Here is a 26,255-nt window from a genome sequence, read left to right on the forward strand (position 1 = left end):
GGCAGACCTCCCATGGGAAAGGGCTTCTGGTCGGGATACGGCGGACGCGCCGCGCGCACGGCACTAGCCTGCCGCGCCTGCCGGTTGCAGCGCGGCGTCTTCGGCGAAAACCTCCGGGGATGCCAGGCGCAGCCTGCGAAGCTGAGCGGCCCATGTCTCGCCCACCACCAGCCGGTTGAGATCGCGCTGGTAGTTACGAAGATGACGCTCGTCCGTCAGCTCCGTGCCGCCGATCAGCTTTGCCTCGTAGTGGTACCTGGCCGCCTTCTCCAGGAGGAACGACTTCACGATTGCCTCGCCCAGGGTCGCACCGACGACGATGCAACCGTGATTCTTCATCAGCAGCACGCTCTTGCGGCCCAGCGTCCGCGCGATCCGCTCGGCATCGGTGACGTCACTCGCCTCCTCCTCCACGATGACCGCTTGGTCGTCGTAGAACAGGTACGACAACAGGTTGAACATGCCGATAGTGCCGCCCGTGCTGGCCACCACAGCCGTGTAGTGACCATGATGGTGCACGATCGCGTTGACATCGGGCCGCTGACGGTAGATCGAGGCATGGAAGTCCAGGACCGGAGCGAGCATCCGCCCACCGAGATCGCCTTCCAGCAACGTGAAGTCGTAGCCGATCTTCACGACACCGTCCGGGAGCGTTTCGTCGAAATACTCGAACACCGTCGTCCACATGGCATTGTCGATGTCGGCAGCGCGTACCGTCACATGCCCCGCCGACTGGCTGTCACAACCCTCCGCGAACAGAATCCGGCGACCGGCCGCGATCTCGACTTGAGTGGCATTGACCATCTACCGTCATCTCCCTCGGTCGTGCTAATTGAATTTGGCCGTCCAGCCGGCATCGACCGGCAGCGTGACTCCCGTGACGTAGCGAGCATCCTCGGACGCGAGCCACGCCACCGCGCCTGCGATGTCCTCGGCCTCGAGCCAAGGGACGGGCAACAGGTTCAGCTCGGTGAAGGCGGCCCGGACGTCGTCGGCGGTCGGATCCGGCCGGTCCGGCGCGAACAGCCGCCAGATGACCTCGTTCTGCGTCATCTTCGTGTTGACCGAACTCGGATGGACACAGTTCGCGCGGATGAAATGGGGCGCCAGCTCGTTCGCGAGCGAACGCATCAGCCCGACCACGGCGTGCTTCGCCATGTTGTAGTGCACCTGGTTCGGAAATCCACGGAGTCCGGCGATCGAGCTGATGATGACGATCGAGCCGCCCGTGCCCTGCTCAATCAGGTAGGGCACCGTCGCCTTGCAGGTGTAGTACATGCCGTGCATCTGAACGTCGATCATCTCGTGATAGAGGTCGTCGGTCATCTCGACGAACGATGCGAACGACAGGTATCCGGCGTTGGCGACAACGACATCCAGCCGGCCGAGTGCGGCCGTACCCTCCGCTACGGCGGCCTCGAGCTCGGCCTGCTTTCGCACGTCCGCCTTGACGGACACGATCCGCCGGCCGATCTCCGTCACCAGCTTCGCGGTATCGGCGAGGTCCTGCGCGGTGGCCAGTTCGTAAGGTGAACCAGGCAGTTGTTCGCACAGATCGATGGCGATGATGTCCGCGCCCTCCGTGGCGAGCCGCACGGCGTGCGCTCGGCCCTGCCCTCTCGCGGCGCCGGTGATCAGCGCGACCCGGCCGGTCAGTCGCCCCACTGGCCCACTTCCTTTCCTCGCTGATGCCACTATTGGGCCGGAACGGTCTCACCGGTGAAGACGTTGAGGAACGTCGTCGGAACCTTGTCGCGGTAGGTGCCGTCCTCGTAGTCGAGGTTGACGATCGTCGGGTTGAATTCCCGTGGCAGGCCGGCGATCGAGCTCTCTTTCGTGTAGCTCAACCGAGGCGTGAGCGCTCCCGTGTCGTACCCGGAGACCTTCTTCAGGCCTTCGACGACCGCCTCTCGGGTCAGCTCGCCATTGATCCCCTTCACGACGTCGGCGAAAAGCTTTACGCCGAGGTAAGCGTCCACGTCGGTCTCGGAAACGGGTGCGTCCGGCTGATACTTGGCCATATCGGCTTCGAACTGTCGCCAGCCAGGGGAGGTGTGGCTGTAGTAGCCGATCGCCTGGATCCGGCCCGCGGCAGGTCCGAGTACCTGCTTGATCTGCGACGCGGGCGTCACGCCGGCCGACAAGATGACGGGCCCGGAGTAACCCTGTTTCCGAAGTGCTTGCAGGAACGTGATCGCCTGCGTCGGGCCGAGTGACAGGATGACGGCCGGCGGATTCGCGGCGACCGTCTGGGCGGCGTAGGTCGAAAGGTCGGTCGCGGTACCGGGAAATATGATGGTCGGATCGAGTTTGAACCCTTTTCCGACCTTGTTCAGCGACGGAATCGTGTACTTGTTGATGGCATCGAGGAAGGTCCGGTACGAGGACGGGTTGAAGGAAATGAACGCCGCGCGGTCGAGCCCTTCGCTGGCCAGCGCGGCGACCGCACCCGTGCCATTGCCAATCGCCCCGACATCGGTCGGGTAGATCACCGGGGACGAGTACTCCGGGTCTCCGACGCCGTGCACACCGATCGCCGCCAGGCCGGCCTTCTCGAAGACGGGATAGATCTGCGTGCCACCCAGGTAGTTGTAGTTTCCGATCGACGCGACGACGGCGTTGTTGGCAACGGCTGACGACGCGCAGGTACCGGCCGCGTTGACGTTTCCCTTCGTATCGCAGAAGGTCATTTTCAGCTGACGGCCCTTGACGCCACCGGTGGCGTTGATCGCGCTCACGGCGGCGTTGGCACCGGGGATGAGGTACTGGTCCGCGCCGACCGTGCCCGGTCCGGTGCCTGATATCAGGACGAACTCGATTGGATCACCGGCGGACGAACCCGACGCGTTCGAACCGGACCCGCTGTATCGACAGGCGTTCAGCCCGGCCGCCAGCAGGACGGCTGAGGACAGTACCGACACGAGACGCAGTCGGCGTCGGATGGCTGTATTTCCCACTCTTGAACCTCCTCGTTGAGGCAGTGGCCCGCCGATTCGCGGAATTTGGGTGCCGTGTCGTGCGAGCGATCGGCGCTCGACCAGGGCAAACACCAAAATATTTAACTGTCAGACTAAAGTCGGCCAAGCCGGACGTCAAGGTGCTGGACCAACGCCGGCGCCGGCCGACTCGAATCACTCGGTGACGCCGGACAGGTACTGGCCCTCCACCTCGCCGAAGCGATGCAGGAGATCGGCGGCACGGCCGGACATGGCAACCTGTCCCCGACGTAGTACGTAGGCCCGGTCGCACGCCAGCAGCGCGGCGCGCGCCTGCTGTTCGACCAGAAGCACGGCCACTCCACGGGACGCCGCCGTGCGAATGAAGGTGAGGAGCCGTTCGACAATGATCGGCGCCAGTCCCAATGACAGCTCGTCGCACAGGAAGATCGCCGGCTCGGCCGCGAGCGCGCGGGCGATCGTCAGCATCTGCTGCTCGCCGCCCGAAAGCAGGCCCGCGGGCCGGCGCACCAGTGGTTTGAGCTCCGGCATCAGCTCGAGCGCGACCGCGGGATCTCCACGGCCCAGTCGCAGGTTCTCCAAAGTCGTCAGGCCACGGAAAATGCCGCGCTCCTCCGGCACATAGGCCAGGCCGGCACGGCTGCGGCTGGCCAGCGAGTCCGACCTGCGCACACCGCGGTAGAAGACCGATCCGCGACTGGGCGGTAGCAGCCCGGCAAGCGCTTTCAGCGTGGTCGTCTTACCCGCGCCGTTCGCGCCGAGCAATGCGACGAGTTCGCCGGGGCGTACGACCAGGTCGACGTCGCGCAAAACCGGTACCGCGCCGTATCCGGCGCACAGCCCGCGAGCCTCGATCACCGCATCAGGCGACTCGTTGTGCGCATCCATCGCGGTCAGAGTTTGCCGGTTGCTCATCGCTCCGCCCTCACGGTGCCGACGTCCTCGACCAGGTCGTGCCCACCGAGGTATGCCTCGATCACGCGCGGATCGGACCGTACGTCCTCGGGTGGACCGGTCACGATGTGCCGTCCGAAGTCGATGGCGACCACCGTGTCGCAAGCGCGCATGACCATCGATACGTCATGCTCGACGAGCAGGATCCCCATCCCCCAATCCGCGGCCAGCTGGCGGATGAGTGTCACCAGCTCGCCGGTGCTTTTGTCGTCGAGCCCCGCTGCCGGCTCGTCCAGTAAGAGCACCGAGGGGGCCATGGCGACCGAGCGTGCGATACCCACGAGACGGCGAACCGCGTACGGGAGGTCGGTGGGCTGCCGCGTCAGCGAATCGTCGAGTGAGAACTGTGCGATGGCGGCGAGGCCCGCCTTCGTATGCGCTCGCCGGCGAGGCCGCACCAGATCCGACAGGTAGACCGACATCGAACGCGATTCCGACGCCGTGAGCAGGTTCTCCTCGACGTTCATGTCCTCGAACAGCTCGAGCGACTGCCACGAACGGATCAGTCCCAGCTTCGCTCGCTGTTGCACGCTGAGCCCGTCGACGGGCTTTCCGTCGAAGAGAATCCGCCCGCCCGCTGGGCGAACGAACCCGGTCGCGGCGTCGATCAACGTGGTCTTTCCGGCACCGTTGGGACCGATCAGCCCGACGACTTCACCAGGCCGGACGGTGAGGCTGACCGAATCGAGCGCGGTCGTGCCGCCGTATCGCACCGTGACGTCACGGAGCTCGAGCATCTTCGGTTTCGTCCGATACGACGGGATGGTCGCCAGCGGCGGCGCCAACCCCGTGCGGCGCCGGCGCGGCAGGAAACGACGTACCTTCGTGATGACGTCGATCTGGTGGCGGACAATGCCGTCCGGCGTGAACGTCAGCTGGATCAGCAGGAGGATGCCGAGAATCAGGTCCCAGGTGTGCGTGATGTCCACGAAGTACCCGATGATGACCTGCACCAGACCGCCGAGCACCAGGAACCCGGCCGTGATCCCGCCGAGGTTGTAGGCCAGCCCGCCGATGACCGCATACATCAGGAAGTTCACATCGGTCAGCGGAGCGTAAGTGGTGAAATCGACGCTCGAGAACTGAAATGCCGCAAGCCCGCCGCCGAGTGCGGCCAGGCCGGCGCCAATCCCGAACGCGTAGGTCTTCGCGCCGACCACGCTGATCCCGAGGCTCGCGGCGGCCCGCTCGTTGTCACGGACCGCGAGAAGCCGCCGGCCGGATTGACCGCGCCGGACGTTGGCCACCACCAGCGCCGCGAGGCAGACGACGACAGCGCAGAGTGCTGCGTACCGCGGAGGGTCGTCGATGTAGTCGACATCGAGTCCGAAGAGGACACGGCTGGGCAATTGAGTTCCCTGGACGCCTCCGGTCCAGTCCGTATTGGACAGAACGACGCTTTCGATGACAACGGCACCACCCAGTGTGGCGACCGCGAGATTCACCCCGCGGGCACGAACCGCGGGTAGGGCGAAGATCATGCCGACCGGCACCGTCGCCAGCACCCCGAGCACGATCGACCACGGGAACGGCACACCGGCGGCGGCGGTGAGGCGACTCGCGATGAAACCGCCGATTCCGGCGAATGCGTACTGTGCCAGGCTGATCTGTCCCGCATAACCCGTCACGACGACCAAGGAGAGACCGATGAGGGCGGCGGTCGCCGAGGCGGTAACCGCCTGCGACCAGGTGTTGTCGAACAGGTAGAGCGATCCGACCGTCACAACCAGGCCGACCATCACCCAGGTCGGCGAGATGCGGCCCGATCCGACACTGGGCAGGCGATCCGCGCGGAAGCTGCGCAACGGCAGTGCCTTTCCCCGGACGAGCAGGATGAACAGAATCACCGCGAAGGGAACGGCGACGTTGAGGCCGGGCGGGCTGGTGATCCAGTGCGTCGTTTCCGATTCCAGAATGCCGATCACCGCCGCGCCGAGCAGTGTGAGCGGGAATGACACGAACCCGCCGACCAGTGCCGCGGACAACGCCGGAATGATCACCAGCGCCACGACGGCCTGGTCGAGACCCGTGATCGGCACGAGGAGCACGCCCGCCAGCCCCGCCAGCCCGGCGCCGATCGTCCAGTTGATGCGCGCGACCGATCTCGGTGACCGGCCGAGACATGCAAGCGCCTCCTGGTTTTCGGCCACAGCACTCGTCGCGAGACCGAACTTCGAATACCGGTAGAAGGCCCACAGCCCTACCGTGAGCACGGCAGCGATCCCGAACAGCCACAGCCCACCCGCCGGAATGATCACCGCCGAATTGACCTGGACGCTGCCGTTGGGCAAGAAACCGTCGACGAACCGGAGCGTGTCACCAAACCGCAACACGGCGATCTGGGAGATCACGACGACGATGGCGAGGGTCGCGACGATCCGGGCCAGCGGAGACGACGCCCGCATACGCCACATGATCAGTTCTTGGGTCGCGAGCCCGAATACGGCGGCGAGCACGACGGCCGCGGCGACCGCGACCCACGTCGCCGTCCGACCATGCAGTTCGTAGTAGGTATAGGCCCCGACGAGCGCGAAACTCCCTTGCGCGAAGTTGACCACGCCGGAGCCGCGGTAAATGACCACGGCGCCGGAGGCCAGCAGGGCATACGCGCCGCCGCTGCCGAGCCCCAGTAGCGCGAACTTGAGGAAGTCGTTCAATGTGGCTCCCTTGATCACTCCAGCAGGCCGATGTTCCGCGCTGGACGCAGGTGGACCCATAGATGCCTGATGTTTGTCTAGGAGATCACTTTCTATTGACATACGTCAGACCAAAAACCGTAAGCGATGCCTTGTCAGGTTTCAAGGCTCGGGTTGTTGCAGAACGGACGACTCCACGCTTCGACGAGCCCAGATGCCGAGGGGATGCCTGTTCCGTAGTTGAGCGCGGACAAGAGGTGACCACGCTTGCCCGCCGTCACCGGGCGTGCACTGCCTCGATCGACGTGTTGACCATCAGCTGTCGGACATTTAGAGTCAGACCGATCGCGACAAATGGAGGCGGACTGTGACTTCGCAGCAGCAAGCGCCGCTCACCCGGTTTCCCCCGCCGCGGGACCGTCAGTACCCCCTCGACCCCCCGCCCGAATTGCTGCGCCGCCTAGACGAGGAACCCATCAGCAAGATGCAGACCTGGGACGGCAAGCAAGTATGGGTGGTAACCCGGTACGAAGACGGCCGGGCCATTCTCGCCGACGAACGGTTCAGCGTCGATCCCACGGTGCCCGGCTTTCCCGAGAAGAACATCGCCTACCTCAACACGATCGGTCAGGACCGCAATATCCGAACGATCGACAACCCCGAGCACGACCGCCAGAAGCGGATGATGATTCAAGACTTCACCGTCAAGCGCGTCGCCGAGATTCGTCCCGCGGTGCAGACGCTGGTCGACCAGCTCATCGACGACATGCTCGAGCGGGAGGCGCCGGTCGACCTGATCGAGCACCTTGCCATTCCGGTGCCCACCACTGTCATCTGCGAATTGCTGGGCGTTCCCTATTCCGACCGGGATTTCTTCGGCGAGCGAGCCAAGGCACTGCTCGCGGCACCGACCGCGGAAGCGGCCAAGGTCGCGGGCGCCGAGATGACCGAGTACGTCGAGCATCTCATCGACCTGAAGATCGCCAAGGCCGGCAACGATCTGGTGAGCCGGATGGTGCACCAGCATGTGCTACCCGGAACCTACGCCCGCGCCGACCTGGTGAGCCTGTGCCGCCTGCTCCTGACCGCCGGTCACGACACCACGACCGGCATGATCGGGCTCAGCGTGCTGGCCCTGCTGCGGCATCCTGACCAGCTGCGCGAACTCAAAGAGAGCGACGATCCGGCCTTCGTCGCCAATTGCGTCGAGGAGTTTCTCCGGTACCTCGGCACGACCCACGCCGGGCGACGTCGAGTCGCGCTGACCGACGTCGAGGTCGCGGGACACACCATTCACGCCAACGAAGGCGTGATCGTCCTCAACAACGTGATGGACCGCGACGACGCGGTCTTCGCCGACCCGAACCGGCTCGATCTCCATCGCACGAACACCCGTGTCCACACGGCATTCGGCTATGGCATCCACCAATGCCCTGGGCAACTGCTCGCACGTATGGAACTGCACGTCGTGCACTCGACCCTGTGGAAACGGGTCCCGACGCTGACCCTCGCGGTACCCATGCAAGAGCTGCACTTCTTCGAGGACGGCTCGAACTACGAAGTGACCACGTTGCCCGTAACCTGGTGACCTGACAAGGCAGGAGGCTCAGTTGCTTGACAGCGACACAATGCCGACGCGCCAGCTTGGCGAGTTGGTGGTCGGCGCGATCGGACTCGGGTGCACCGCGATGTCGGCCTGGTACGGCGAAGTCGATCAGCAGGAGGCGGTGAGGGTTCTACGGCGGGCGCATGAGTACGGCGTCACCTTGATCGACACCGCTGACAACTACGGTCCCTTCACCAGCGAGCAGGCGATCGGCACGATCATCGATGAGATCCGCGACCGGGTCGTCCTGAGCACCAAGGGGGGCCTCTACTTCACCGACCGAACGAACTTCAAGATGAGCCGCGACGGGTCGCCGGGATACCTGCGGCGGGCACTGGACGCATCGTTGCGGCGCTTGCGGACCGACTACGTCGACCTCTACTACCTGCATCGTGTCGATCCGGCGGTTCCGATCGAGGAGAGCATCGGTTTCCTCGCCGAACAGGTGACAGCGGGCAAGATCCGCGCGATCGGACTGTCTGATGTGGACGTTCCGACACTTGATCGCGCCCACGCCGTCCACCCCATCTCGGCGGTCGAGTCCGAACTGTCGTTGTGGACACGCGAACCGCTGCCCGCCCTCGTTGGCTGGTGCCGGTCCCACGGCGCGGGGTTCGTACCGTACGCACCACTGGGCCGGGGCTTCCTGGCCGGAAACGTAACCCCGCGAGCGAAATTCGCCAGTGGCGACTTCCGCGCCGGCAACCCCCGCTTCACCCCTGAAGCCATCGAGCAGAACATGGTCTATGTCGAGCGGATCCGCGCCATCGCCGACCACCACGGCGTCGCTCCCGCGGTGATCGCGCTGGCCTGGCTGCTGTCCCAGGCCGAGAACGTCATCCCCATCCCGGGCATGGAAAAGATGGCGTATCTGACCGAGAACATCAAGGCCGCTGCCCTCAACCTCACGGCTGAGGAACTCCGCGACCTGGACACGCTGCCCCCGGCCTTCGGCAGTCGCTTACAGGCCGACCTTGCCAGCGTTTCGATCGTGGAGTCCGGTAACCCGCCCTGACCGGGGCCGACGCGGCTGCTGGCGCGACGACGCTACTCGGCGGTCGCGGCGTGTTCACGCAGGTATTCCAGATGCTCGACCATGCGCTTCGCCGCGAGATCGGGATCCTTGGCCTTGATCGCGGATACGATCGCGATGTGATGGAGCACCGCGTTACGGCCGACTTCTTCGGACGTAGCGATGAACCCGAGCGGATGCGCGACCCGGTGCAGCGCCGCGACGAACGTCGCGACCAGCCGGTTACCAGAAGCCTCGGCGAGGATCGAATGAAACTCCGCGTTGAAGTTCGGTATTCCGGGGTCGTCGACCGTGGTGTTCTTCTCACGCTCGATGACGTCGTGCAACTGCCGCAGATGCGCGGCGGTGCGGTGCTCCGCGGCTAGCCGCGCGGTGGGCACCTCGAGCAGGTTTCGAAACTCGGCTACTTCGTCGTAACGGATACTGCCGAGCTCCAGCGTGTTGTTCAATCGCTCGGACACCAGTTCGCCCAGCTTGTGGTGGTCGAGGTAGGTGACGAACGAACCGCCGCTGGCACCCGGAACCGTCGAGATGAGCCCGGCCGAGACGAGGGCCCGAAGAGCTTCCCGGATGGTGGCCCGGCTCACCCGGAACTGCTCGGCGAGCTTCGCCTCACTGGGGAACCGCTCCCCCCGCTTGAACGTGCCGCTCAGTATGGCCTCGCGAAGCTGGGCTTCCACCTGCTGGCGCGGTCGCATGACCGGCTCCGGCTGAAAACCCTTCGCGCTGGCCACCGCCGACGGAGCATCAGGCGTCTCCGACGTGTCCTGCGGAGCTGACCTGCCGCTGGCAGGCCTGCCACGGCGCACCGCTCGCCGTCTGTTGCCAGAACGGTCGGTATCCGCTGAACCCACGTCAAACTCCCGCCCTGCGGAGCGCGGTTTCAGGGTACTGCCCGCGAACCGCATCTGTACGACTTTAGTCGGCAGGCACAGTATAGTCACAGCCAGCTACCGTCTGGCAGCCGCCCGCACCGGAACACGAGGTGCCGTCACCTGCGTCGCGGCGCGAGGTCGCGCGCCATCGCGCTTCAGTCGTCGGCCACCTCGATCACCGACACCGGGCAGACCGCGGCCGCCTGCCGGATCTTCGGCAGCAGGTCGTCCGCGGGTTGGGGATCTATCTGACTCACGACACCGTCATCGCCGAGTGCGAATACCTCGGGGCATTCCAGAACACAGGCGCCACTGGAAATACAGAAATCAACGTGCAAGGTAATCGGCTTCACATGCGTTCCCTTCTCACTCATTCCCAGTCAGGTCGACGGCACCTGGTTTTCGGCGCGTAACTGCTGACGGTACGGCATCATTGCTTTGGCGGCGTTCCAAGCGAGCACGGCGGCGAGCCGTCCTTCGGAATGATAGGTGCACACAAAACCGTTACCCTGGTCGAGTTCCAGCACCTTTTCGCTGGCGGCGTCGTTGATTATGCCCGCCACCTGCACCTTGTTCTCATACTGATCTGTCCAGAAGAAGGGGATCGGCGCGTACGGAATACCGCGGCCCATGATGTTCGCCGCCACCGCGTTCGCCTGCTCGGACGCGTTGATGCGGTGCTCGATCCGAAGGCTGCGATTCAGTACGGGGTGACGCCAGCGTGCGACGTCGCCCGCGGCCCATACCCCTTGCGCCGCACGACAGTACTCATCGCAACCGACGCCGTTGGAGACGTCCAGTACCGGATCGTTGAGCCATTCGACGTTGGGCACGCACCCGATGGCGACAAGAACGACCGGAGCGTCGAGTGACTCGCCGTCGCTCAGCACGACGCGACGGACTGTTCCCGCGGCATCGCCCTCGAAGCCGCCGATGCCGGCGCCGAGCCGGAACTCGACCCCCCTCGCCGCATGTACTTCAAGAAGCCGCGTCGCCGCGACACGTCCCAGCCGCGACATGAGCGGCTCGGTGTCCGGGTCCACAACGGTTACCTCCGCACCCAGACGCCGAGCCGTCGCCGCGACCTCGAGCCCTAGAAAGCCAGCACCGATGACGACAAGGCGCCGCTGTGCGGTGAGCGCGGAATGCAGTGCGAGCGCATCGTCAAGGGTGCGCAGGACGTGGATGCCGGCCAGGTCGCCGCCCGGCAAGGACCGTGGGCGCACGCCGGTGGCGATGACGACGTCGTCGTACCCCAGCACAGTGTCGTCATCGAGAGCGACTTCACGCCGGCCGGTGTCCAGGCCGACGGCGCTGACCCCGAGCCGCCAGGTGGCGGCGACCCGCTCGTAGCGCTGCGGGGACAGCAGCGCTGCCTTGGCGGGTTCCAAAGCGCCCTGCAAGATCTGCTTCGACAGCGGTGGTCGGTCGCACGGTAGCTCGGGCTCCTCGCCCACGATCACGATCTCACCGGCATACCCGAGGCGCCGCAACGCCTCGGCGGTAGCGACGCCAGCGGCGGATGCGCCGACTATCACCGTCCGCCGCCTCTTGTCCGCGGCCACTACATCACGCTCCGGCCGCCGTCGATGACAACCGCCGCACCGTGGAAGAAGGTGGCCTGGGGGCCGGCCAGGAAAGCTATCGCGTCGGCGACTTCCTCGGGTGTGCCCATTCGGCCGATCAGCTGCCGCTGTGTCATGAACGCTTCCGTCGCCTCGGGATCCTCGGATACGGACAGGACCGCATCGGTATAGCCCGTCCTGACCGTCCCAGGGCAGACGGCATTGGCCCGGATGCCGACCTTGGCGAAGTCGGCCGTAATCGAGCGGGTAAGGCCGACAAGACCAGCCTTCGCGGAACAATACGCGGCGCGTGACCGCACTCCCCGGAACGCCGCCACACTCGCCACGTTCACGATCGACCCACCACCGGCTTTGATCATGTGCGGAATGAACGCGCGGCACAACAACATCGGCGCCGTGAGGTTGATCGCGAGCACGCGCTGCCACGCGTCAAGGTCGGCTTCGACCGCCGTCGCGACAAGACCGACGCCCGCGGCGTTGACCAGGACCTCCGGCGTACCCGACCGGGCCACGAGTCCTTCCGCGAAAGGCTCGATTGTTTCGAGGGTACTCAGGTCGACGTGCCACGGCACGATCGCGGAAGGATCGTCGTGGACGAGCTTGTCCAGACCTTCACGGTCACGGTCCAGGGCAGCCACGGCGTACCCGTCCGCGACGAAGCGGAGGGCGGTCGCCCGGCCGATGCCGGACGCGGCCCCGGTCACGACGGCGAGTGGACGGGAGGTGCCCATGGTCACCCCTCGACCCTGATCGCCTGGGCAGGACAAAGTGCTTCCGCTTGCTTGACCCGGTCGCGTTCCTGGTCCGAGGGCGTTTCGTCACGCACGACCACGACGCCGGTTTCGTCGTCCTGACCGAACACTTCAGGCGCCACGTCGGCGCAGTTCCCGGAGCTGGCGCAACGGTTTTGATCAGCGAGCACGCGCAGGATTTGCCTGTTCACCATTACCTCTCAATTTCAGGGAATGGCCCCACATCGCCATTCGATCCCACGTGGACAGACGCTTCAAAACGGCGGGCCGACGCCAGACACCGTTCTCGGCTACTGACGTCCGGCGCGGCCACCTTGGCGGAGCGCCTCGCCGCTGCGCAAGAGAGCCCTCTCCAGCACGCGTCCGCATACGCAACGATAAACAGTCTGACAATGGAGGTCAAGGGGTGGGAGCTGCCCCTTGGGAGGTCCGCGGGAAGCGGCTACAAGTCCGCCAGCCAGGCGGATTGACGCTCAACGCGCTCGCCGACCCAGCAAAAGTAGCGCAACCGTCATACATTTGCCGACGAGGTTCGACCTTGACGCTGACCACTTGCGGGCCTACTGTCTGACAACAACGACAAGGCCACATCCACCCGAACAAGCCTGGTTCCGCGCCATCCCGGGCACACCTCACCCGCGTCTCGGGCTCCGCGCATGGCTGCCTTCCCGGGCGGACTGCCAGCGGGGGCGCGACCTCAGCCGAAACGCCGGAGGCGATGCAATGACGCAGTCTCATCGGATGTTTGCGGGGGCCAACGGCCGTGCCGGCGCACGCCGCGTTTTCGTCGCGGTCGCCGCCGGCACGGCCATCGAATGGTACGACTTCTTCATCTACGGGCTTGCCGCCGGTCTCGTATTCGGCCCGCTGTTCTTTCCGACCTTCGACCCGCTCGTCGGCAAACTGGCCGCGTTCTCGACGTTCGCCGTCGGTTTTGCCGCGCGTCCGGTGGCAGCACTGGTATTCGGTCATTTCGGAGACAAGATCGGCCGCAAACGACTGCTGATCGTGACAATGCTTCTCATGGGGCTGTCGACTGCCGCGATCGGCCTGTTACCCCCATACCACACTCTTGGTGCGGCGGCTCCGATACTGCTCGTCACGCTACGGCTGCTGCAAGGGTTCGGTGTCGGTGGAGAGACAGGGGGCGCGTGCGTCACCGCGGTCGAGCACGCGACGAGGGGGCGGCTGGGAATTTGCGGGAGCTCCTCACAGGTCGGGATCCCGGCCGGCCTGTTGCTCGGAAACATCGCATTCTTGGCCAGCGTCGGCCTGAGCCACGAACAGTTCCTTGCCTGGGGCTGGCGAATCCCGTTCCTGCTCAGCAGCGTGCTGGTCCTGGTAGCGCTCTACATCCGGCTCCAGATCTCGGAAACGCCGACTTTCCGATCCCTCGAAAAGGCGCGGGCCACCGTTGCGGTCCCGATCTTCACTCTCCTCCGCACTCAACCGCGCAAGCTGGTCCTCGCCACCTTCTCCATCGTGGGTACCAGTGCCTATTTCTACGTGTTGCTGACATTTCTGCCGGGCTACATCACCGCCTCAGGACTGTCAAAGGCATCCGTGCTCACCGGTCAGCTGATCGGCGCGGCGGTGGAAATCGGCGCAATACTGTACTTCGCGGGGCTGTCCGATCGCATAGGCCGGAGAAACCTCGTGTTGGCCGGCATTATCGCCGCCGGCGTATGGACCCCTGTCATGTTCTGGTTCGCCGGACTCGGATCGACGATCCTGATCGTTGCCGGGTACGTCGTCGCGATGGTGGTGCACGCCATCTCGACGGCAGTGCACACCACCTTCGTAGCCGAACTGTTTCCGGCGCCCGTCCGCTACAGCGGGATGGGCTTCACTTTCCAGCTTGGCATCATGATCGGCGGCGCGGCGGCGCCCGTTGTCGCCTCGGCGTTGCTGGTCGCGACGCACCAGACCGTGCTTATCGCGGTCTTCGTCGCCGCACTGTGCGCACTTTCCCTCGCCGCCACAGTCCTGATCAGGCCCAAGGACATCGTGCAAGACCCGGCGCCCGCGGCCGAGGGCCAGGTTGCCATCGAACCGGGCGTTGCGTAGTTGCCCGGTCCCGCGCCGTTTCACACGAGCTCGAATAAGGCGGCGAGTCCCTGCCCGCCGCCGATACACATGGTCTCCAGCCCGTAGCGGGCGTCTCGGCGAACCATCTCCCGCGCCAGGGTGGCCAGAATGCGCCCGCCGGTCGCCCCAACGGGGTGGCCGAGCGAGATCCCCGAGCCGTTGACGTTCAGGCGGTCGAAGTCGGCGGGAGTGAATCCCCACTCCCGCGTGCACGCGAGCACCTGCGCGGCGAACGCTTCGTTCAGCTCGATCAGGCCGACCTCTTTGAACGCCACCTCGGCCACGTGCAGAGCCTTCGCCACGGCGGGGACCGGCCCGATCCCCATCGTCTTGGGCGGCACGCCGCCCACGCCCCACGACACGAGCTTGACCAGCGGGCGCAAGCCGAGCTCCGCGGCCTTTTCCGGGGACGTGACCACGCAGACCGCGGCACCGTCGTTCTGCCCCGACGCGTTGCCCGCCGTCACCGTCGCGGCCTCGTCCTGGGCGCCCATGATCGGGCGTAACCTCGCCAAGGTCTCGACGGTCGAGTCCGGGCGGATGTGCTCGTCACGCTCCACGACCGTGTCCACTTTTCGCCCTTTGACCGTGACCGGGACGATCTCGTCCGCGAACCGGCCCTCGGCCTGCGCGGCTGCTGCCCGCTGGTGCGAGCGCACCGCGAACTCGTCCTGTTCGGCGCGGGGAATCGAATATTCGCGGCGCAGGTTCTCCGCTGTCTCGATCATCCCGCCGGCCACCGGGTGGTTCGCCCCGCCCGCCGTCACCCGGCCACGGGCCAGCGAATCGTGCAGCATCACCCCGGATCCGGCCTTGGCGCCCCAGCGCATCGACGTCGAATAGAAGGCGGCGGTCGACATGGACTCCGCCCCACCGGCCAGCACCACATCGCTGGCGCCGGTCTGCACCTGCATCGCCGCGTACAGCACAGCCTGCAGCCCGGAACCGCACCGCCGGTCGATCTGCAACCCAGAGGCGGTCACCGGCAGGCCCGCGTCCAATGCCGCCACCCGCCCCAGCGCCGGCGAGTCCATCGTCGGGTAACAGTTGCCCAACAGCACGTCGTCCACCGACTCCGGCGGCAAGCCGGTTCGCTTCATCAGCGCCGCGATCACCGTCGAGGCCAGCGTCGTGACCGACACGTCCCGTAAGGAGCCGCCGAACCCGCCCACCGGCGTCCGCACCGGTTCGCAGATCACCACGTCACGCATGTACGTCCTCCGTCGCTAGGCCGATGGCTGCCCGCGCGCTCTTCTGGAGATCCTTACGCTGGACCTTCCCGCTCGCCGTCATCGGCAACCGGCCGGGACCGCGGATCTCGAAATGCCGCGGCACCTTGAACTTGGCGAGCTGTGTCAGGCAGTACTCGCGGACCCGTTCGGCGTCGACCGAACGGTCGCACAGCAGGTAGGCGAAACCGACCTCACCCAGCCTGCCGTCGGGTACGCCGACCACCACCGCCATGGTCACGCCGGGGTAGGCGCTCAACACCGACTCCACCTCTTCCACGGACACGTTCTCGCCGCCCGTCCGCAACATGTTCTTCAATCGTCCGGTGAAATGCAGGAAGCCGGCTTCGTCGACGTAACCGAGGTCCCCGGTCCGCAGCCGCCCATCGTCGTCGATCAGGGCCGCGGTGGCTTCCGGCTGGCCGAGGTAGCCCATCATCAGGCTCCAGCCGCCAATTCGGATCTCACCGACCTCGCCTGCCCCGAGTAACCGTCCCGACTCCGGTGACACGGCAACCGCCGTGATCCCGGGCAGCGGTCGCCCGACGGTTCCCAGGCGCGCTGAAGCAGGGTCCTGCGCGGCCGCGCAGATCGGTGCTCCACCGGTCTCGGTCGATCCGTACTGCGAGATCACGACAGCCGCACCGAAGGCGCCGGCCACCTCCTGCACCGTCTGAGCCACCGCGGACACCGACACCAAGCGCAACGGAAGCCGGACCGGATCGAACCCCGGACTCGCCATGAGCAGCCGCAGATGGCTGTCGATGCCGTGGAGGACCGTGCAGCGTTCACGCTCCATTGTAGACAGTGCGTCATCGGCCGCGAAAACCGGCAGTGTGACGAACGTGGCCGCGCGGCTCATGACGGAAAGGAACGAGAACGTCGTCCCGCCGAGGTGACAGATCGGCGGGCAGCCGAAGTAGCGGTCCTCCACCGTGAGGGCGAACCGCGCACCCAGCTCGTGGGACATGCGCGTGGTCGCTCCGTGCGCGAGCAGCGCGGCCTTGGGAGTTGACGTCGTGCCCGAGGTGAACTGCAGGAACACCGCGTCCTCCGGCGATGTTCCTGCTGCGGCGGCGGACAGCGCGGCGCGGTGCGCCGGGCTACGGCCGAGCCCGACGAGCTCGGAATAGGTCCTCGCACCGGGATTCTGGCCGCGCAGGGCTACCAGCAGTCGCACGTTTCCGGCGCTACCGGCCTGGTCGTGCCCGCCCAGCCCGGGAAACAGCCCGCGCAGCCGCTCGATGTAGTCGATCCCCTGCCACTGCGGGACGAACAACAGGGTCGTCGCCTCGGATGCGATCAGCACCTGGCGCAGCTCCCGCTCGGTCAGCCTCGGATTGACCGGTACGAACACCGCACCCGCCTTTGCTGTCGCGAAGAGCGCGACATAGGACTCGGCGATGTTCGGCGCGAACAGGCACACGCGATCCCCTGGGCGCACCCCGGCGGCGAGTAGCCCGGCCGCGAGGTCCTCGGCCTCCCGGCGCAGCTCGTGGTAGGTCAACCGGCGGTCGCCGATCAGTAGTGCGAGCCCCTCGGGGCGACGATCGGCCGCGCGATCGAGAATTTCGCCGACCGTGCGCGCATAGGTGCGGGGACCTGCCGTCGTGTCTGCCATTTCACCCTCTCGTCACCGTGTTTCCCGCTCGCCGCGACCCGTCAGCGCCGGAGCAGTAAGAGCCCGCCGGACACGAATCCGTAGGCCGTCACGAGCGCCAGTTCGGCGTCCGGCACCTGCCGCGCACCACCGTTGCCACGCAACTGCTCCACGGCTTCCACCGAGTGGTTCAGACCATGGATGTAGCCTTCGCTCAGCAACCCACCGTGCGGGTTGACCGGCAGGCGGCCGCCGAGCGCGATGTTGCCTTCGCGAACAAAGCCCGCGGCCTCGCCCGGCTTGCAGAAGCCGATCTCTTCCAGCTGGTGAATCACCTCGAAGGTGAACGCGTCGTACAGGCACGCGAAATCCACGTCTTCCCTGGCACAATCGGCCTTGGCGAACAGCTCGTCGCCGAGCCGGCCGAAGCAGCTGTGCGCGAAATCGTCCCAGCGGTCGAACGGCAGGCGCGGTGCGTTTCCCGCTCCGTGTACGGCGGCATGCACGTACACGGGCTGGTGCGGCATGTCACGGCTCTCGTCCGCGGGGCTCAGCAGCAACGCGACAGCACCGTCGGTTTCCTGGCAGCAGTCGTAGAGACTGAACGGGTCCGCGATCACCCTGGCCGACAGGTACTGCTCCATCGTCAGCGGATCCCGCTTCACGGCTCGCTCGTTGAGGGCCGCGTGGGCCCGCAGCGTGATCGCGACGTGCCCGAGGTCCTCCTTGGTCGTGCCGTACTCGTGCATATGCCGGCGTGCGAACATGCCGAAGATCTGCGCCGGCGTGCTGAAACCGTAGGGCGCCAGGAACTGATAAGCGCCTGAGGAACGGCCTCCGCCGAACTGGCCCATGCGCTTGCCGGACCGACCGTTCATGGCCCGGTACACCAGCACGTGCCGGGCCATGCCGGTGGCGATCGCCATCGCCGCCTGGGCGACGGCGGCGCACGCGAAGTTGCCCCCCACCGAGGCGTCCGACCACCAGCGCAGCTTTCCTAGACCGAGTGCGGTCGCGACGTCGCGGGTCAGACTGGAGTCGTTGTCGTGGAAGCACACCAGGCCGTCGATATCGTCGCGAGTCAAGCCGGCGTCGGCGATCGCGGCCGAGCACGCCCGCAAAGCCAGGCGCGCGACGGTCGCCCCGGAGTCGCGCGAGAACTCCGTGGCGCCGATACCGGTAATGGCCGCCTTGTCACGCAACGGATCGCCGGCCATCAGCGCATCCCCGCCGTGGCGCGGCCGGGCTCCGCGAGCCAGGCGTTGAACGATTTCGCCGCGTCGACACCGATCGCCGCTACAACACCGTCGCCCGAGCGGTATTCCGCGAAGAAGCGCAACTCTGCCGGATCGCCCTCGACGATCTCCAGCTCGCAATCCGGCGTCACCCATCCGGCCACCTGGATCTTGTGGCCGTACTGGTCGCTCCAGAACCACGGGACGGGGAGGTAGGGCTCAGCCGGCCTGCCGTCCAGCTCCGCCAGCAGGGACCGCGCGGCATGCCGGCCCTGCTCGACGGCGTTGTTCCAGTGCTCGAGCCGCGCCAGGCCCCGTGGATGCCGCCAGCGTGCGACATCTCCCGCGGCCACGATGCCGGGGGCGGCGAGGCACTCTCCATCGCAGACGACGCCATCGTCGAGGGTCAGGCCACTGCCTTCGAGCCACCGTGTCTCGGGTCGCGCACCGATCGCCGCGAGGACGGCACCCGCCTCGAGCTCCCGTCCGCCGCTCGTGCGCACCGAGATCAGCCTGCCGTCAGGCTCCGCACATACAGCGGTCTCAGCCAGGCACATGGCGACTCCCTGCTCGGCATGCATCTGGCGGAGTACCTCACCGGCGCGAGGCCCGATCGCACGCTCGCACGGCAGGAGCGGGTCGACGAGGACCACCTCCACGCCCAGGCCCCGCGCGGTGGCCGCCACCTCGCACCCGATGAGGCCGGCACCGAGGATCACCAATGGCCCCGTCGCCGCGCGAAGCCAGCCGGCGAGAGCAGCGGCGTCCTCGACCGTGCGCAAGTAAGTGACCGCCGGGAACCGCTCAGGGTCGAGCCGGACCGGGGAACTGCCGGTCGCGATGACCAGGCCGTCGAAGGCGAGCCGCTCGCCGCCCGCCAGCTCGATAGTCCTCGCCGTCGCATCGAGCGACCGGACCTGGACACCGAACCGCGGATCGAACTCGCAGTTGCGGAGGAAACGCAGCCCCAGCCCGTCGAACGCCCGCGACTCAGTAAGCGACCCCTTCGACAAGGGAGGCCGGTCGTAGGGCGCGTGGACTTCCGCGCCGATCAGCAGGATTTCACCGTCGAAACCCTCCCGCCTCAGGGTATGGACGGCGTGCGCACCCGCCAGCGACGCCCCGACGACGATGATCCGCCGCGACCTCGCGCTCATGCGATGACGTATATTTGATCAGACATCACTTGTCACAAGTTACCGTCGGCGGGTTTTCCCGTCAACCAGATCAATGGCCCATCGCCTCACTCGACGGGACCGGCCACCCGCCAGATCCGGGTGGGCATCTCACCTGTAATCGGATCAGCGCGGACGGCCGCCGGATCGGCGTCGACCAGCGCGACCACCGGGTCCCCGGGATGCCCACCCGCGGCCTCCGCCGCCGTGCGCCAGGTCTCGACCGCCAGGTTCCGATAGGCGGCCATCTCGGCGTCCGCGAGAACATCGTTGGGAAGCTGCATTTCGTAGACCCAGTCAGCCATGATCTCCACCTTTCACGCTGGTCACAATCGGACAGCCGACCGTGACGGGCACCCGTGCCGCAAATGCATCTCGGCTGTCCGATCAAAAATTATATGTCTCGAGTGGTGGGCGCACCATCGTCAACGACGAGTGCGGCGTACCGGACCATCGCGATCCGTCCACCTTTGTGGACTCCCGTCCGCTCGTCTGGACCGCCACAGTTGACCAACGCGACGGGAAGGAGCGGCCATGCGGGCGTGGGTGTTTCACGGCAAGAAGGACGTGCGACTGGAGGAGCTGCCGGAACCCGAGCCGGGACCGGGTGAAGTAGCTGTGCGGATCGCCTACAACGGCATCTGCGGGACGGACCTCCACGAGTACTTCCACGGCCCGTTGTTCATCCCGGTCCATGAGGCGAACCCGGTGACGGGGCACCGGGGCCCGTTGACGCTGGGTCACGAGGCCTCGGGCACGGTCTCCGCGCTCGGCGAGGGTGTTCAGGACGTGGCCATCGGTCAGCAGGTCGCACTGGAACCGGTGATCCGCAGGCCCGGTGACGAACACCATTACAACCTCGGGGCCGCCTTCTACGGCGTCATGGCCCCCGGCTTTCTCGCCGACACGGCCGTGGTGCAACGATCCGCGGTGCACAGCCTGCCATCGGGCGTCAGCCTGCTGGAAGGCGCGCTGACCGAGCCGCTCGCGGTCGCCTGGCATGCGGCGGCAAGGACGCGGTTGACCTCCGGCCAGACCGCGGTGGTGTTCGGCGGTGGCCCCATCGGACTCGGAACGGCGTTGAGCCTGCGGGCACGCGGCGTTGACCGGCTGCTCATAGTCGAGCCATCGGCCAGTCGGCGAGCCATGCTCGACAAGCTCGGCTTGTCCTCGATCGACCCGGGAGCCGATGGCTTCGCGGCCCAGCTGGCGGCATTCGCGGGTACCGGCGCCGACGCTGTTGTCGACGCAGCCGGAGTTCCCGATGCGGTGGCTGCCGGAATCGACGTGCTAGGCCCGCACGGCCGCATGGTCATCGTGGCAGCGCACCTCGCACCGGTGTCGATCGATACCAACCAGTTGCTGATGGCCGAACGCACGATCACTGGATCGATGGGCTACCGCGACGACTTCCCCGACGTGCTGCGGCAGCAGGCCGCCGGGACCTTTCCCACCGAAACGTGGGTCGAGGTGATTCCGTTCGAACAGCTCGTCCCGCGCGGATTCGACCAGCTCGACTCAGGGCGGGCGGTCAAGGTGCTGGTGGAGATTGGCGGTTCCTGAGCCCGCATCAGCTCGAACCAGTACTCGCGCGGATGGACAGCGCCAGCTCGGTGCGCGTCCGGCATCCGGTGGCGGCGAGGACGCGACTGACGTACTTCTTCACGGTGTCCTCCGCAAGATGCAGACGCGCTGCCACATCCGCGTTCGTCAGTCCCTGCCCCACGAGCAGCGCGACATCGCGTTGCCGCCCTCGAATGCCCGTGAGCACATCGCGTTCCGCAGTGGAAGGCAACAGCCGGGAAACCGAAGCGAGGCGTCGCGCGAGCAGATCGAGACTACATGCGTCCTCCGATTCGAACTGCCGTGGGTCCGGGCCGAAAAGCCCGACCACGGCCACCGCCCCCGGCCCAAGCGGGAGCCGGATCGCCGCAGAGCCGGTCAGCCCGGCGGGGACGAGGAAACTCTCGACGTAGCGCCGCGATTCGAGCGGAATATGGACCATCGAGCTCAATACGGCCATTCCCTTGTGGACGAGCCGGTCAACGGCGGCCGGTGTGCGGTACACGTCGCACCAGCTCCAGCGTTCCAGGTACAGCTCGTACATGCGATCGGCGCGTGCGCGGTCGGAGATCACGGCGTGCCGATCGGCGAGCGCCGCGTGGAGGGTCGGGCCGACGAACACGCTGGCGTACCGAATCCGGTAGGCCGAGGGCAGAGCTTCGACCAACCTCTCCTTGAAATCGTCGACCGACGCGGCACCGTCGCATTGCTCCAGAACACCGAAGACGCGTTCGTACGCACCGACGGACAGCCGGTCGCGCCGCAGGCGTCGAGTCGTCGTTTCGACCATCTATCCCCACCCCATCGTGGCGAACAGCAGTTCCGGCCCAGGCGGACACAGCTTTGCGATATTAGTGCCTATTCACTTGACGGCCAAGGATCCGCACAGCCGCCGTTGTCGCCCGTCCACCTTCGTGCACTGCCGCGCCGCCGGTACGACCTTCTACGTTGGCTACAGGCTCCTTGATCGGAATGAGGCGATCTGATGCTCAACGAAAAGTTCGTCATCGACAGTGTGGTGCACGCTTACAACCTGGACGTGTCGAACTACGCGGTACGGCCGACAGCGGATGCGATCAGTCAGATGGTGTACGCGGTAGCGGGCGTCAACGTGCCGCCCGACTACGCCGTCGCGCCCGAGCGGTGGATCCGGGACTGGGACATCGACGAGGTGGCCGGTCTCCTGTTCCGCGAGAGCGCCACCGACTTCGCCGTCTTTCACCCAACCCCGATCGGTGCGTACCACGACGGCATGACGTCGGTCGAGAAGGCGGCAGCGATCGTACGGCGGTGGCCGTCCCGCTTCCGGACCTACGCGACCGTCGACCCGCTCGGCGGCGCCGCGGCACTCGCGGAGTTCGACCGGCAGGTCGAGTTGCTGTCCCCGGCCGGCCTCAAGCTCTACCCGTCCAGCTGGACACGGGGGTACCACGAGGGCTGGCGGATGGGCGACCCCGAGATCGCGTTCCCCTTCTTCGAGCGGGCTCGCCACCATGGCGTCCGCACCATCGCGATCCACAAGGCCATCCCCTTCGGTGACGTACCCATGGAGTCCTACAAGGTCGACGACCTCGACGCCGCCGCGGCGGCGTTCCCCGACCTGAACTTCGAGATCGTGCACGGCGGGGTGGCGTTCGTCGAGGAGACCGCGTGGCTGCTCGCCCGGTTCCCGAACGTCTGGGTGAATCTCGAAGGCCTCAGCTTCATCCTCGCCGCGAAGCCGCGGACCTTCGCGTCGTTGATGCTCGGGCTGTGCAGTGTCGGCGGGCCGCCGGTGCTCGACCGGATGGTCTGGGCGACGGGTGCGATGGGGGCACACCCGCGGCTTCTGCTGGACGCGTTCGACCGTTTCCAGTTCCCGCAGGACCTGCTGGAGAACTCCGGCGGCCTGTTCAGCTCGGTCCCGCAGATCACCGAAGAGACCAAGGCGAACATCCTCGGCCGCAACTATGCCCGGATGGCGGGCCTCGACCTCGGCAAGCTCGCCGCCGGCGCAGCCGGCGACGAGTTCGACGGCGCCGACGTTTCGGTGCCCGCCTACTCGACGACAAAGGTGGCTGTCCTATGAGGTCCGGCGACCCGGCTCGTCTCCGGCAGCTGATCGACGTGCGGCTACGCGAGATCATCGATCCGTGCAGCGTGGGTTCGGCCAACCCCATGAACATTGTCGAGATGGGCCTGGTCAAAGGCATCGACGTCGAGGACGGACATGTCCGCGTACAACTCTGCCTGACCTCACCTACTTGCATGATGCTGGAGCACTTCGTCGCCGAGGCGAGGCGTCTGCTCGACCCGCTCCCCGGGGTGACCGAGGTCGAAGTGCTCGGCGACGCCGGTCTGGAGTGGACACCCGACCGCATCGACGAGAACGCGCGCCGCCGACGCCGGCTGCACCTGGAGCTGCTGATGTCGCGACCCGCCGCGAAGAGCGGGGCCGGATCATGACGGCCACGACGGATCGGTTCGCGGGCAAGGTCGCGGTGGTGACCGGCGCGGCTTCCGGCATCGGCGCCGGCATCACCCGGCGTCTGGTCGCCGAGGGCGCCAGGGTGGTCGGTGGCGATATCGCCGCCGATGGGCTCAAGGCACTCGGGGACGAGCTCGGGGACGCCTTCGCCGGCGTGCCCACCGACGTTACGGTCGAAGACCAGGTCGAGCACATGGTGCACGTCGCCGACAAGACCTGGGGAGCGCTGCACGTGGCGTTCAACGTCGCCGGCTCGGCCCGCCTGGGTCCGGTCGCGGAACTGGCCGAGAACGACTGGGACTACACCGTCGACCTCGTGCTCAAAGGTCAGTTCCTCAGCGCCAAGCACGAAGCGCGGCTCATGCGCCGCGACGGCGGCGGCGCGATCGTCCTCATCTCCTCGCTCAACGCCCATGTTCCGATGTTCGGCGGGAGCCCCTATGCCGCGGCCAAGGCGGGCGCCGAGATGCTCACGAAGAACGCCGCTCTCGAGCTGGCACGACATGGCATCAGGGTCAACGCCATCCTGCCGGGGCTGGTCGACACGCCCGCCACGGCCGGCTTCCTCGCGCACCCGCAGCTGCGCGCCGACTTCATCGGCAGGATCCCGCTCGGCCGCCCCGCCGACACCGGCGACATTGCGGGCCCCGCGCTCTACCTGGCCAGCGATGACGCACGCTACATCACCGGAACGAGCCTGGTCGTCGACGGCGGATGGGAGATCACCGGCTATCCCGACCTGAGCAAGTACCTCTGACGAACTGGGCCGCGGGTGCGCCGGAGGGTGCCAGCCCCATCTCAGGCGCGGAACACCGCCGCCGGGTCTGCGTACCTCGTCCCCGGCACGTCCCGGATGCGATCCGCGTGCCCGCGGACCAGAGAGAACGCCGCGGCGACAGCCGGGAGTTCAGCGTCGGGGATCCCCATGCCGGCCAGCTCCAGGAGGGCGAGCGCGGGCGCCGACGGATCCGGCAGCGGCTGGGTCGCGGCGGGCCGCGGCGCGTCGACCGAGTCCGGGACCGGCGCCGGGCGGGCGAGATGCCAATCGGTCACCGCCTGATACGCGGCGCCCACGCGCAGCACCGTGTCCTCGGCGAAGGGCCGGCCCGCGACCTGCATCGCGAGCGGAAGCCCAGCCGCCGAGAAGCCGACCGGGACGGTGAGGACAGGATTACCCAGCCCGTTCCAGTACGCCGTGAGGTATGTGAGGTCGCTCCTGGCGAAGATGGTGCCGATGTAGTCGGCGGCGTTTTCCAGCGGTGGCGCCGGGGCGGCAACGGTCGGCGTGATCAATACGTCGAACTCGTCCCACAACTCGCCCAGCGCGAGCTGGCCGGCTCGCCGGACGCGTAGCGCCTGCACCAGATCCGCCGCCGAAACGAACGCGGACATGCCGAGCCCAACGCGCGTCGAGGCGAAGAAGTCGGACCAGCGGTCGCGCAGGTCGGGCGCATGGTAGGCGGCAGCCTCGCCGAGGATGGTCAGCAAGGTCGCCGAGGTGACCTCCCAGTACAAGGGCAGCTGGACCGGCACGACCTTCGCGCCGCGGGAGCGCAGGATGTCCAGCGCCGCCTCGAGACAGCCATCGACCGCGCCGTCGCGGGCCGCGCCCGATACGGCTGTCTGGGCGTCATACCCGATTCGCAGTCCGGCGAGATCACCGCCCGGCGAGTTCAGATAGTCCGGCACGGGCTCGGCGACCGACGATCGGTCCGCCGGATCCGCTCCGGCGAGCACGGTGAGCAGTTTCGCGCAGTCCTCGGCGGACCGGGCCATCGGGCCGACGCAGTCGCACGAGTACCCGAGTGGGACGACCCCGGATTTCGGGACCCGGCCGAAGGTCGGCTTCAGGCCCGTGATTCCACACAGCGCCGCGGGCATCCGCACACTGGCACCGGTATCAGTGCCGAGCGCGCCCAGGAACATGCCCCCCGCGACGCCTGCCGCCGAGCCCGAACTCGATCCGCCCGTCCAGCGCGCGACGTCCCACGGATTGCGCGGGATCGGGAAGGGCTTTTCCGGATCCGGCGTACCGAAGGCGAACTCCATCGTCGTCGTCTTGCCGACGATCACCGCACCCGCCGCCCGCAACCTGGCCACGGCCGGCGCGTCGCCGTCGGCCCACGCGCGGTCGAGCACCAGGCTCTGCGCGGTGGTCTCACCACCCTCGGCCGCGATGATGTCCTTGATCCCCACCGGGATCCCGAGCAACGGCAGGCGGACTCCCGCGGCACGAGCCTCGTCGGCCGCACGGGCCGCGGCGAGTGCGGCGTCGGTGAAGCGCGACATGAAGACGCCGAGCACCGCGTCGTCACGGTCGGCGGCGGCCAGCGCCGCCTCGGTCAGCCGGGTGCTGGTCGTCTCGCCCGCGTCGAGAGCGCGCAACGCGTCGGACAGGGTCAGCGGCGGATCGGTGCGGGCGTCGGCCCGCTCGACGGTCGGGGCAGCCATGCCCTGGAAGGCTCCGCGCCGGTCGTCACGCGCTTGTTTCGGCCGCAT

24 protein-coding genes are annotated in these 26,255 nt (G+C 66.9%); 7 read left to right on the forward strand and 17 right to left on the reverse strand.

Translation table 11 applies throughout. The features are described 5' to 3' along the window. Positions 1 to 63: 63 nt before the first annotated feature. The 5 genes from HFP15_RS24925 to HFP15_RS24945 all read right to left on the reverse strand — a co-directional run bounded on the left by HFP15_RS24925 (position 64) and on the right by HFP15_RS24945 (position 6,670). Positions 64 to 804, reverse strand: a complete 741-nt coding sequence (locus HFP15_RS24925) for a class II aldolase/adducin family protein (RefSeq protein WP_168519169.1) — start codon at positions 802 to 804, stop codon at positions 64 to 66. A 24-nt stretch (positions 805 to 828) separates the two neighbouring features. Beyond that, the gene (locus HFP15_RS24930; RefSeq protein WP_168519170.1) at positions 829 to 1,665 is read right to left on the reverse strand and encodes a mycofactocin-coupled SDR family oxidoreductase; all 837 of its coding nucleotides are present in this window, start codon (positions 1,663 to 1,665) and stop codon (positions 829 to 831) included. Between the two features lie 29 nt (positions 1,666 to 1,694). After that, positions 1,695 to 3,050 (reverse strand): ABC transporter substrate-binding protein, encoded by a 1,356-nt coding sequence (locus tag HFP15_RS24935; RefSeq protein ID WP_168519171.1) that lies wholly within the window; start codon positions 3,048 to 3,050, stop codon positions 1,695 to 1,697. Between the two features lie 81 nt (positions 3,051 to 3,131). Next, a complete protein-coding gene (locus tag HFP15_RS24940; protein ID WP_210717817.1) occupies positions 3,132 to 3,872 on the reverse strand; it encodes an ABC transporter ATP-binding protein in 741 nt (246 codons plus the stop codon). Next, the gene (locus HFP15_RS24945) at positions 3,869 to 6,670 is read right to left on the reverse strand and encodes a branched-chain amino acid ABC transporter permease/ATP-binding protein (RefSeq protein WP_168519172.1); all 2,802 of its coding nucleotides are present in this window, start codon (positions 6,668 to 6,670) and stop codon (positions 3,869 to 3,871) included. The genes HFP15_RS24940 and HFP15_RS24945 overlap by 4 nt, the downstream gene beginning before the upstream one ends. Before the next feature lie 244 nt (positions 6,671 to 6,914). On the opposite strand from HFP15_RS24945, the gene HFP15_RS43945 reads away from it, so the two are divergent. Continuing rightward, the gene (locus HFP15_RS43945) at positions 6,915 to 8,135 is read left to right on the forward strand and encodes a cytochrome P450 (protein WP_312871740.1); all 1,221 of its coding nucleotides are present in this window, start codon (positions 6,915 to 6,917) and stop codon (positions 8,133 to 8,135) included. Positions 8,136 to 8,157: 22 nt separating this feature from the next. Beyond that, a complete protein-coding gene (locus HFP15_RS24955) occupies positions 8,158 to 9,168 on the forward strand; it encodes an aldo/keto reductase (RefSeq protein ID WP_210717818.1) in 1,011 nt (336 codons plus the stop codon). Between the two features lie 32 nt (positions 9,169 to 9,200). Here the strand turns inward: HFP15_RS24955 and HFP15_RS24960 are convergent, their stop codons facing one another. From HFP15_RS24960 to HFP15_RS24980, 5 genes are all read right to left on the reverse strand, one after another. Continuing rightward, complete coding sequence (locus HFP15_RS24960; RefSeq protein WP_246272003.1) at positions 9,201 to 10,094, reverse strand: FadR/GntR family transcriptional regulator; 894 nt, start codon at positions 10,092 to 10,094, stop codon at positions 9,201 to 9,203. A 122-nt stretch (positions 10,095 to 10,216) separates the two neighbouring features. Continuing rightward, positions 10,217 to 10,435, reverse strand: coding sequence for a ferredoxin (locus HFP15_RS24965; protein WP_168519173.1), 219 nt, complete (start codon positions 10,433 to 10,435; stop codon positions 10,217 to 10,219). Between the two features lie 6 nt (positions 10,436 to 10,441). Continuing rightward, positions 10,442 to 11,626, reverse strand: a complete 1,185-nt coding sequence (locus tag HFP15_RS24970) for an NAD(P)/FAD-dependent oxidoreductase (RefSeq protein ID WP_168519174.1) — start codon at positions 11,624 to 11,626, stop codon at positions 10,442 to 10,444. After that, the gene (locus HFP15_RS24975; protein ID WP_168519175.1) at positions 11,626 to 12,351 is read right to left on the reverse strand and encodes an SDR family NAD(P)-dependent oxidoreductase; all 726 of its coding nucleotides are present in this window, start codon (positions 12,349 to 12,351) and stop codon (positions 11,626 to 11,628) included. Before HFP15_RS24975 ends, HFP15_RS24970 begins: the two co-directional genes overlap by 1 nt. Before the next feature lie 29 nt (positions 12,352 to 12,380). Continuing rightward, positions 12,381 to 12,593, reverse strand: coding sequence for a ferredoxin (locus HFP15_RS24980; protein WP_210717819.1), 213 nt, complete (start codon positions 12,591 to 12,593; stop codon positions 12,381 to 12,383). 547 nt (positions 12,594 to 13,140) lie between these two features. Here HFP15_RS24980 and HFP15_RS24985 point away from each other — a divergent pair. Continuing rightward, on the forward strand, positions 13,141 to 14,466 hold the full coding sequence (locus tag HFP15_RS24985; RefSeq protein ID WP_168519176.1) for an MFS transporter: 1,326 nt from the start codon (positions 13,141 to 13,143) through the stop codon (positions 14,464 to 14,466). Positions 14,467 to 14,486: 20 nt separating this feature from the next. Here the strand turns inward: HFP15_RS24985 and HFP15_RS24990 are convergent, their stop codons facing one another. The 5 genes from HFP15_RS24990 to HFP15_RS25010 all read right to left on the reverse strand — a co-directional run bounded on the left by HFP15_RS24990 (position 14,487) and on the right by HFP15_RS25010 (position 20,031). Then, entirely contained in the window at positions 14,487 to 15,698 is a 1,212-nt protein-coding gene (locus HFP15_RS24990) for an acetyl-CoA C-acetyltransferase (protein WP_168519177.1), read from the reverse strand. Continuing rightward, positions 15,691 to 17,337, reverse strand: coding sequence for a class I adenylate-forming enzyme family protein (locus tag HFP15_RS24995; RefSeq protein ID WP_168519178.1), 1,647 nt, complete (start codon positions 17,335 to 17,337; stop codon positions 15,691 to 15,693). The genes HFP15_RS24990 and HFP15_RS24995 overlap by 8 nt, the downstream gene beginning before the upstream one ends. A 41-nt stretch (positions 17,338 to 17,378) precedes the next feature. Beyond that, on the reverse strand, positions 17,379 to 18,533 hold the full coding sequence (locus HFP15_RS25000; RefSeq protein WP_168519179.1) for a thiolase C-terminal domain-containing protein: 1,155 nt from the start codon (positions 18,531 to 18,533) through the stop codon (positions 17,379 to 17,381). Continuing rightward, positions 18,533 to 19,708: an NAD(P)/FAD-dependent oxidoreductase gene (locus HFP15_RS25005; RefSeq protein ID WP_168519180.1), complete on the reverse strand. Its 1,176-nt coding sequence runs from the start codon at positions 19,706 to 19,708 to the stop codon at positions 18,533 to 18,535. Before HFP15_RS25005 ends, HFP15_RS25000 begins: the two co-directional genes overlap by 1 nt. Before the next feature lie 86 nt (positions 19,709 to 19,794). Then, a complete protein-coding gene (locus HFP15_RS25010; protein WP_168519181.1) occupies positions 19,795 to 20,031 on the reverse strand; it encodes a hypothetical protein in 237 nt (78 codons plus the stop codon). A 229-nt stretch (positions 20,032 to 20,260) separates the two neighbouring features. Between HFP15_RS25010 and HFP15_RS25015 the strand changes: the two genes are divergently transcribed. After that, positions 20,261 to 21,289 carry a zinc-binding dehydrogenase gene (locus HFP15_RS25015; RefSeq protein ID WP_168519182.1) on the forward strand — a complete coding sequence of 343 codons (1,029 nt, stop codon included), beginning with the start codon at positions 20,261 to 20,263 and terminating at the stop codon, positions 21,287 to 21,289. 7 nt (positions 21,290 to 21,296) lie between these two features. Here the strand turns inward: HFP15_RS25015 and HFP15_RS25020 are convergent, their stop codons facing one another. Then, entirely contained in the window at positions 21,297 to 22,079 is a 783-nt protein-coding gene (locus tag HFP15_RS25020; protein ID WP_168519183.1) for a helix-turn-helix transcriptional regulator, read from the reverse strand. A gap of 195 nt (positions 22,080 to 22,274) precedes the next feature. On the opposite strand from HFP15_RS25020, the gene HFP15_RS25025 reads away from it, so the two are divergent. From HFP15_RS25025 to HFP15_RS25035, 3 genes are read left to right on the forward strand one after another with little or no spacing between them, the layout of a single operon-like run. Further along, on the forward strand, positions 22,275 to 23,357 hold the full coding sequence (locus HFP15_RS25025) for an amidohydrolase family protein (protein ID WP_168519184.1): 1,083 nt from the start codon (positions 22,275 to 22,277) through the stop codon (positions 23,355 to 23,357). Next, entirely contained in the window at positions 23,354 to 23,734 is a 381-nt protein-coding gene (locus HFP15_RS25030) for a metal-sulfur cluster assembly factor (RefSeq protein WP_168519185.1), read from the forward strand. The genes HFP15_RS25025 and HFP15_RS25030 overlap by 4 nt, the downstream gene beginning before the upstream one ends. After that, complete coding sequence (locus HFP15_RS25035; RefSeq protein ID WP_168519186.1) at positions 23,731 to 24,513, forward strand: SDR family NAD(P)-dependent oxidoreductase; 783 nt, start codon at positions 23,731 to 23,733, stop codon at positions 24,511 to 24,513. The genes HFP15_RS25030 and HFP15_RS25035 overlap by 4 nt, the downstream gene beginning before the upstream one ends. A 41-nt stretch (positions 24,514 to 24,554) precedes the next feature. Here the strand turns inward: HFP15_RS25035 and HFP15_RS25040 are convergent, their stop codons facing one another. Further along, entirely contained in the window at positions 24,555 to 26,207 is a 1,653-nt protein-coding gene (locus tag HFP15_RS25040; RefSeq protein WP_168519187.1) for an amidase, read from the reverse strand. Positions 26,208 to 26,255 lie beyond the last annotated feature (48 nt).

The sequence above is a fragment of the Amycolatopsis acididurans genome (assembly GCF_012328925.1).
GTDB classification, from domain to species: domain Bacteria; phylum Actinomycetota; class Actinomycetes; order Mycobacteriales; family Pseudonocardiaceae; genus Amycolatopsis_E; species Amycolatopsis_E acididurans.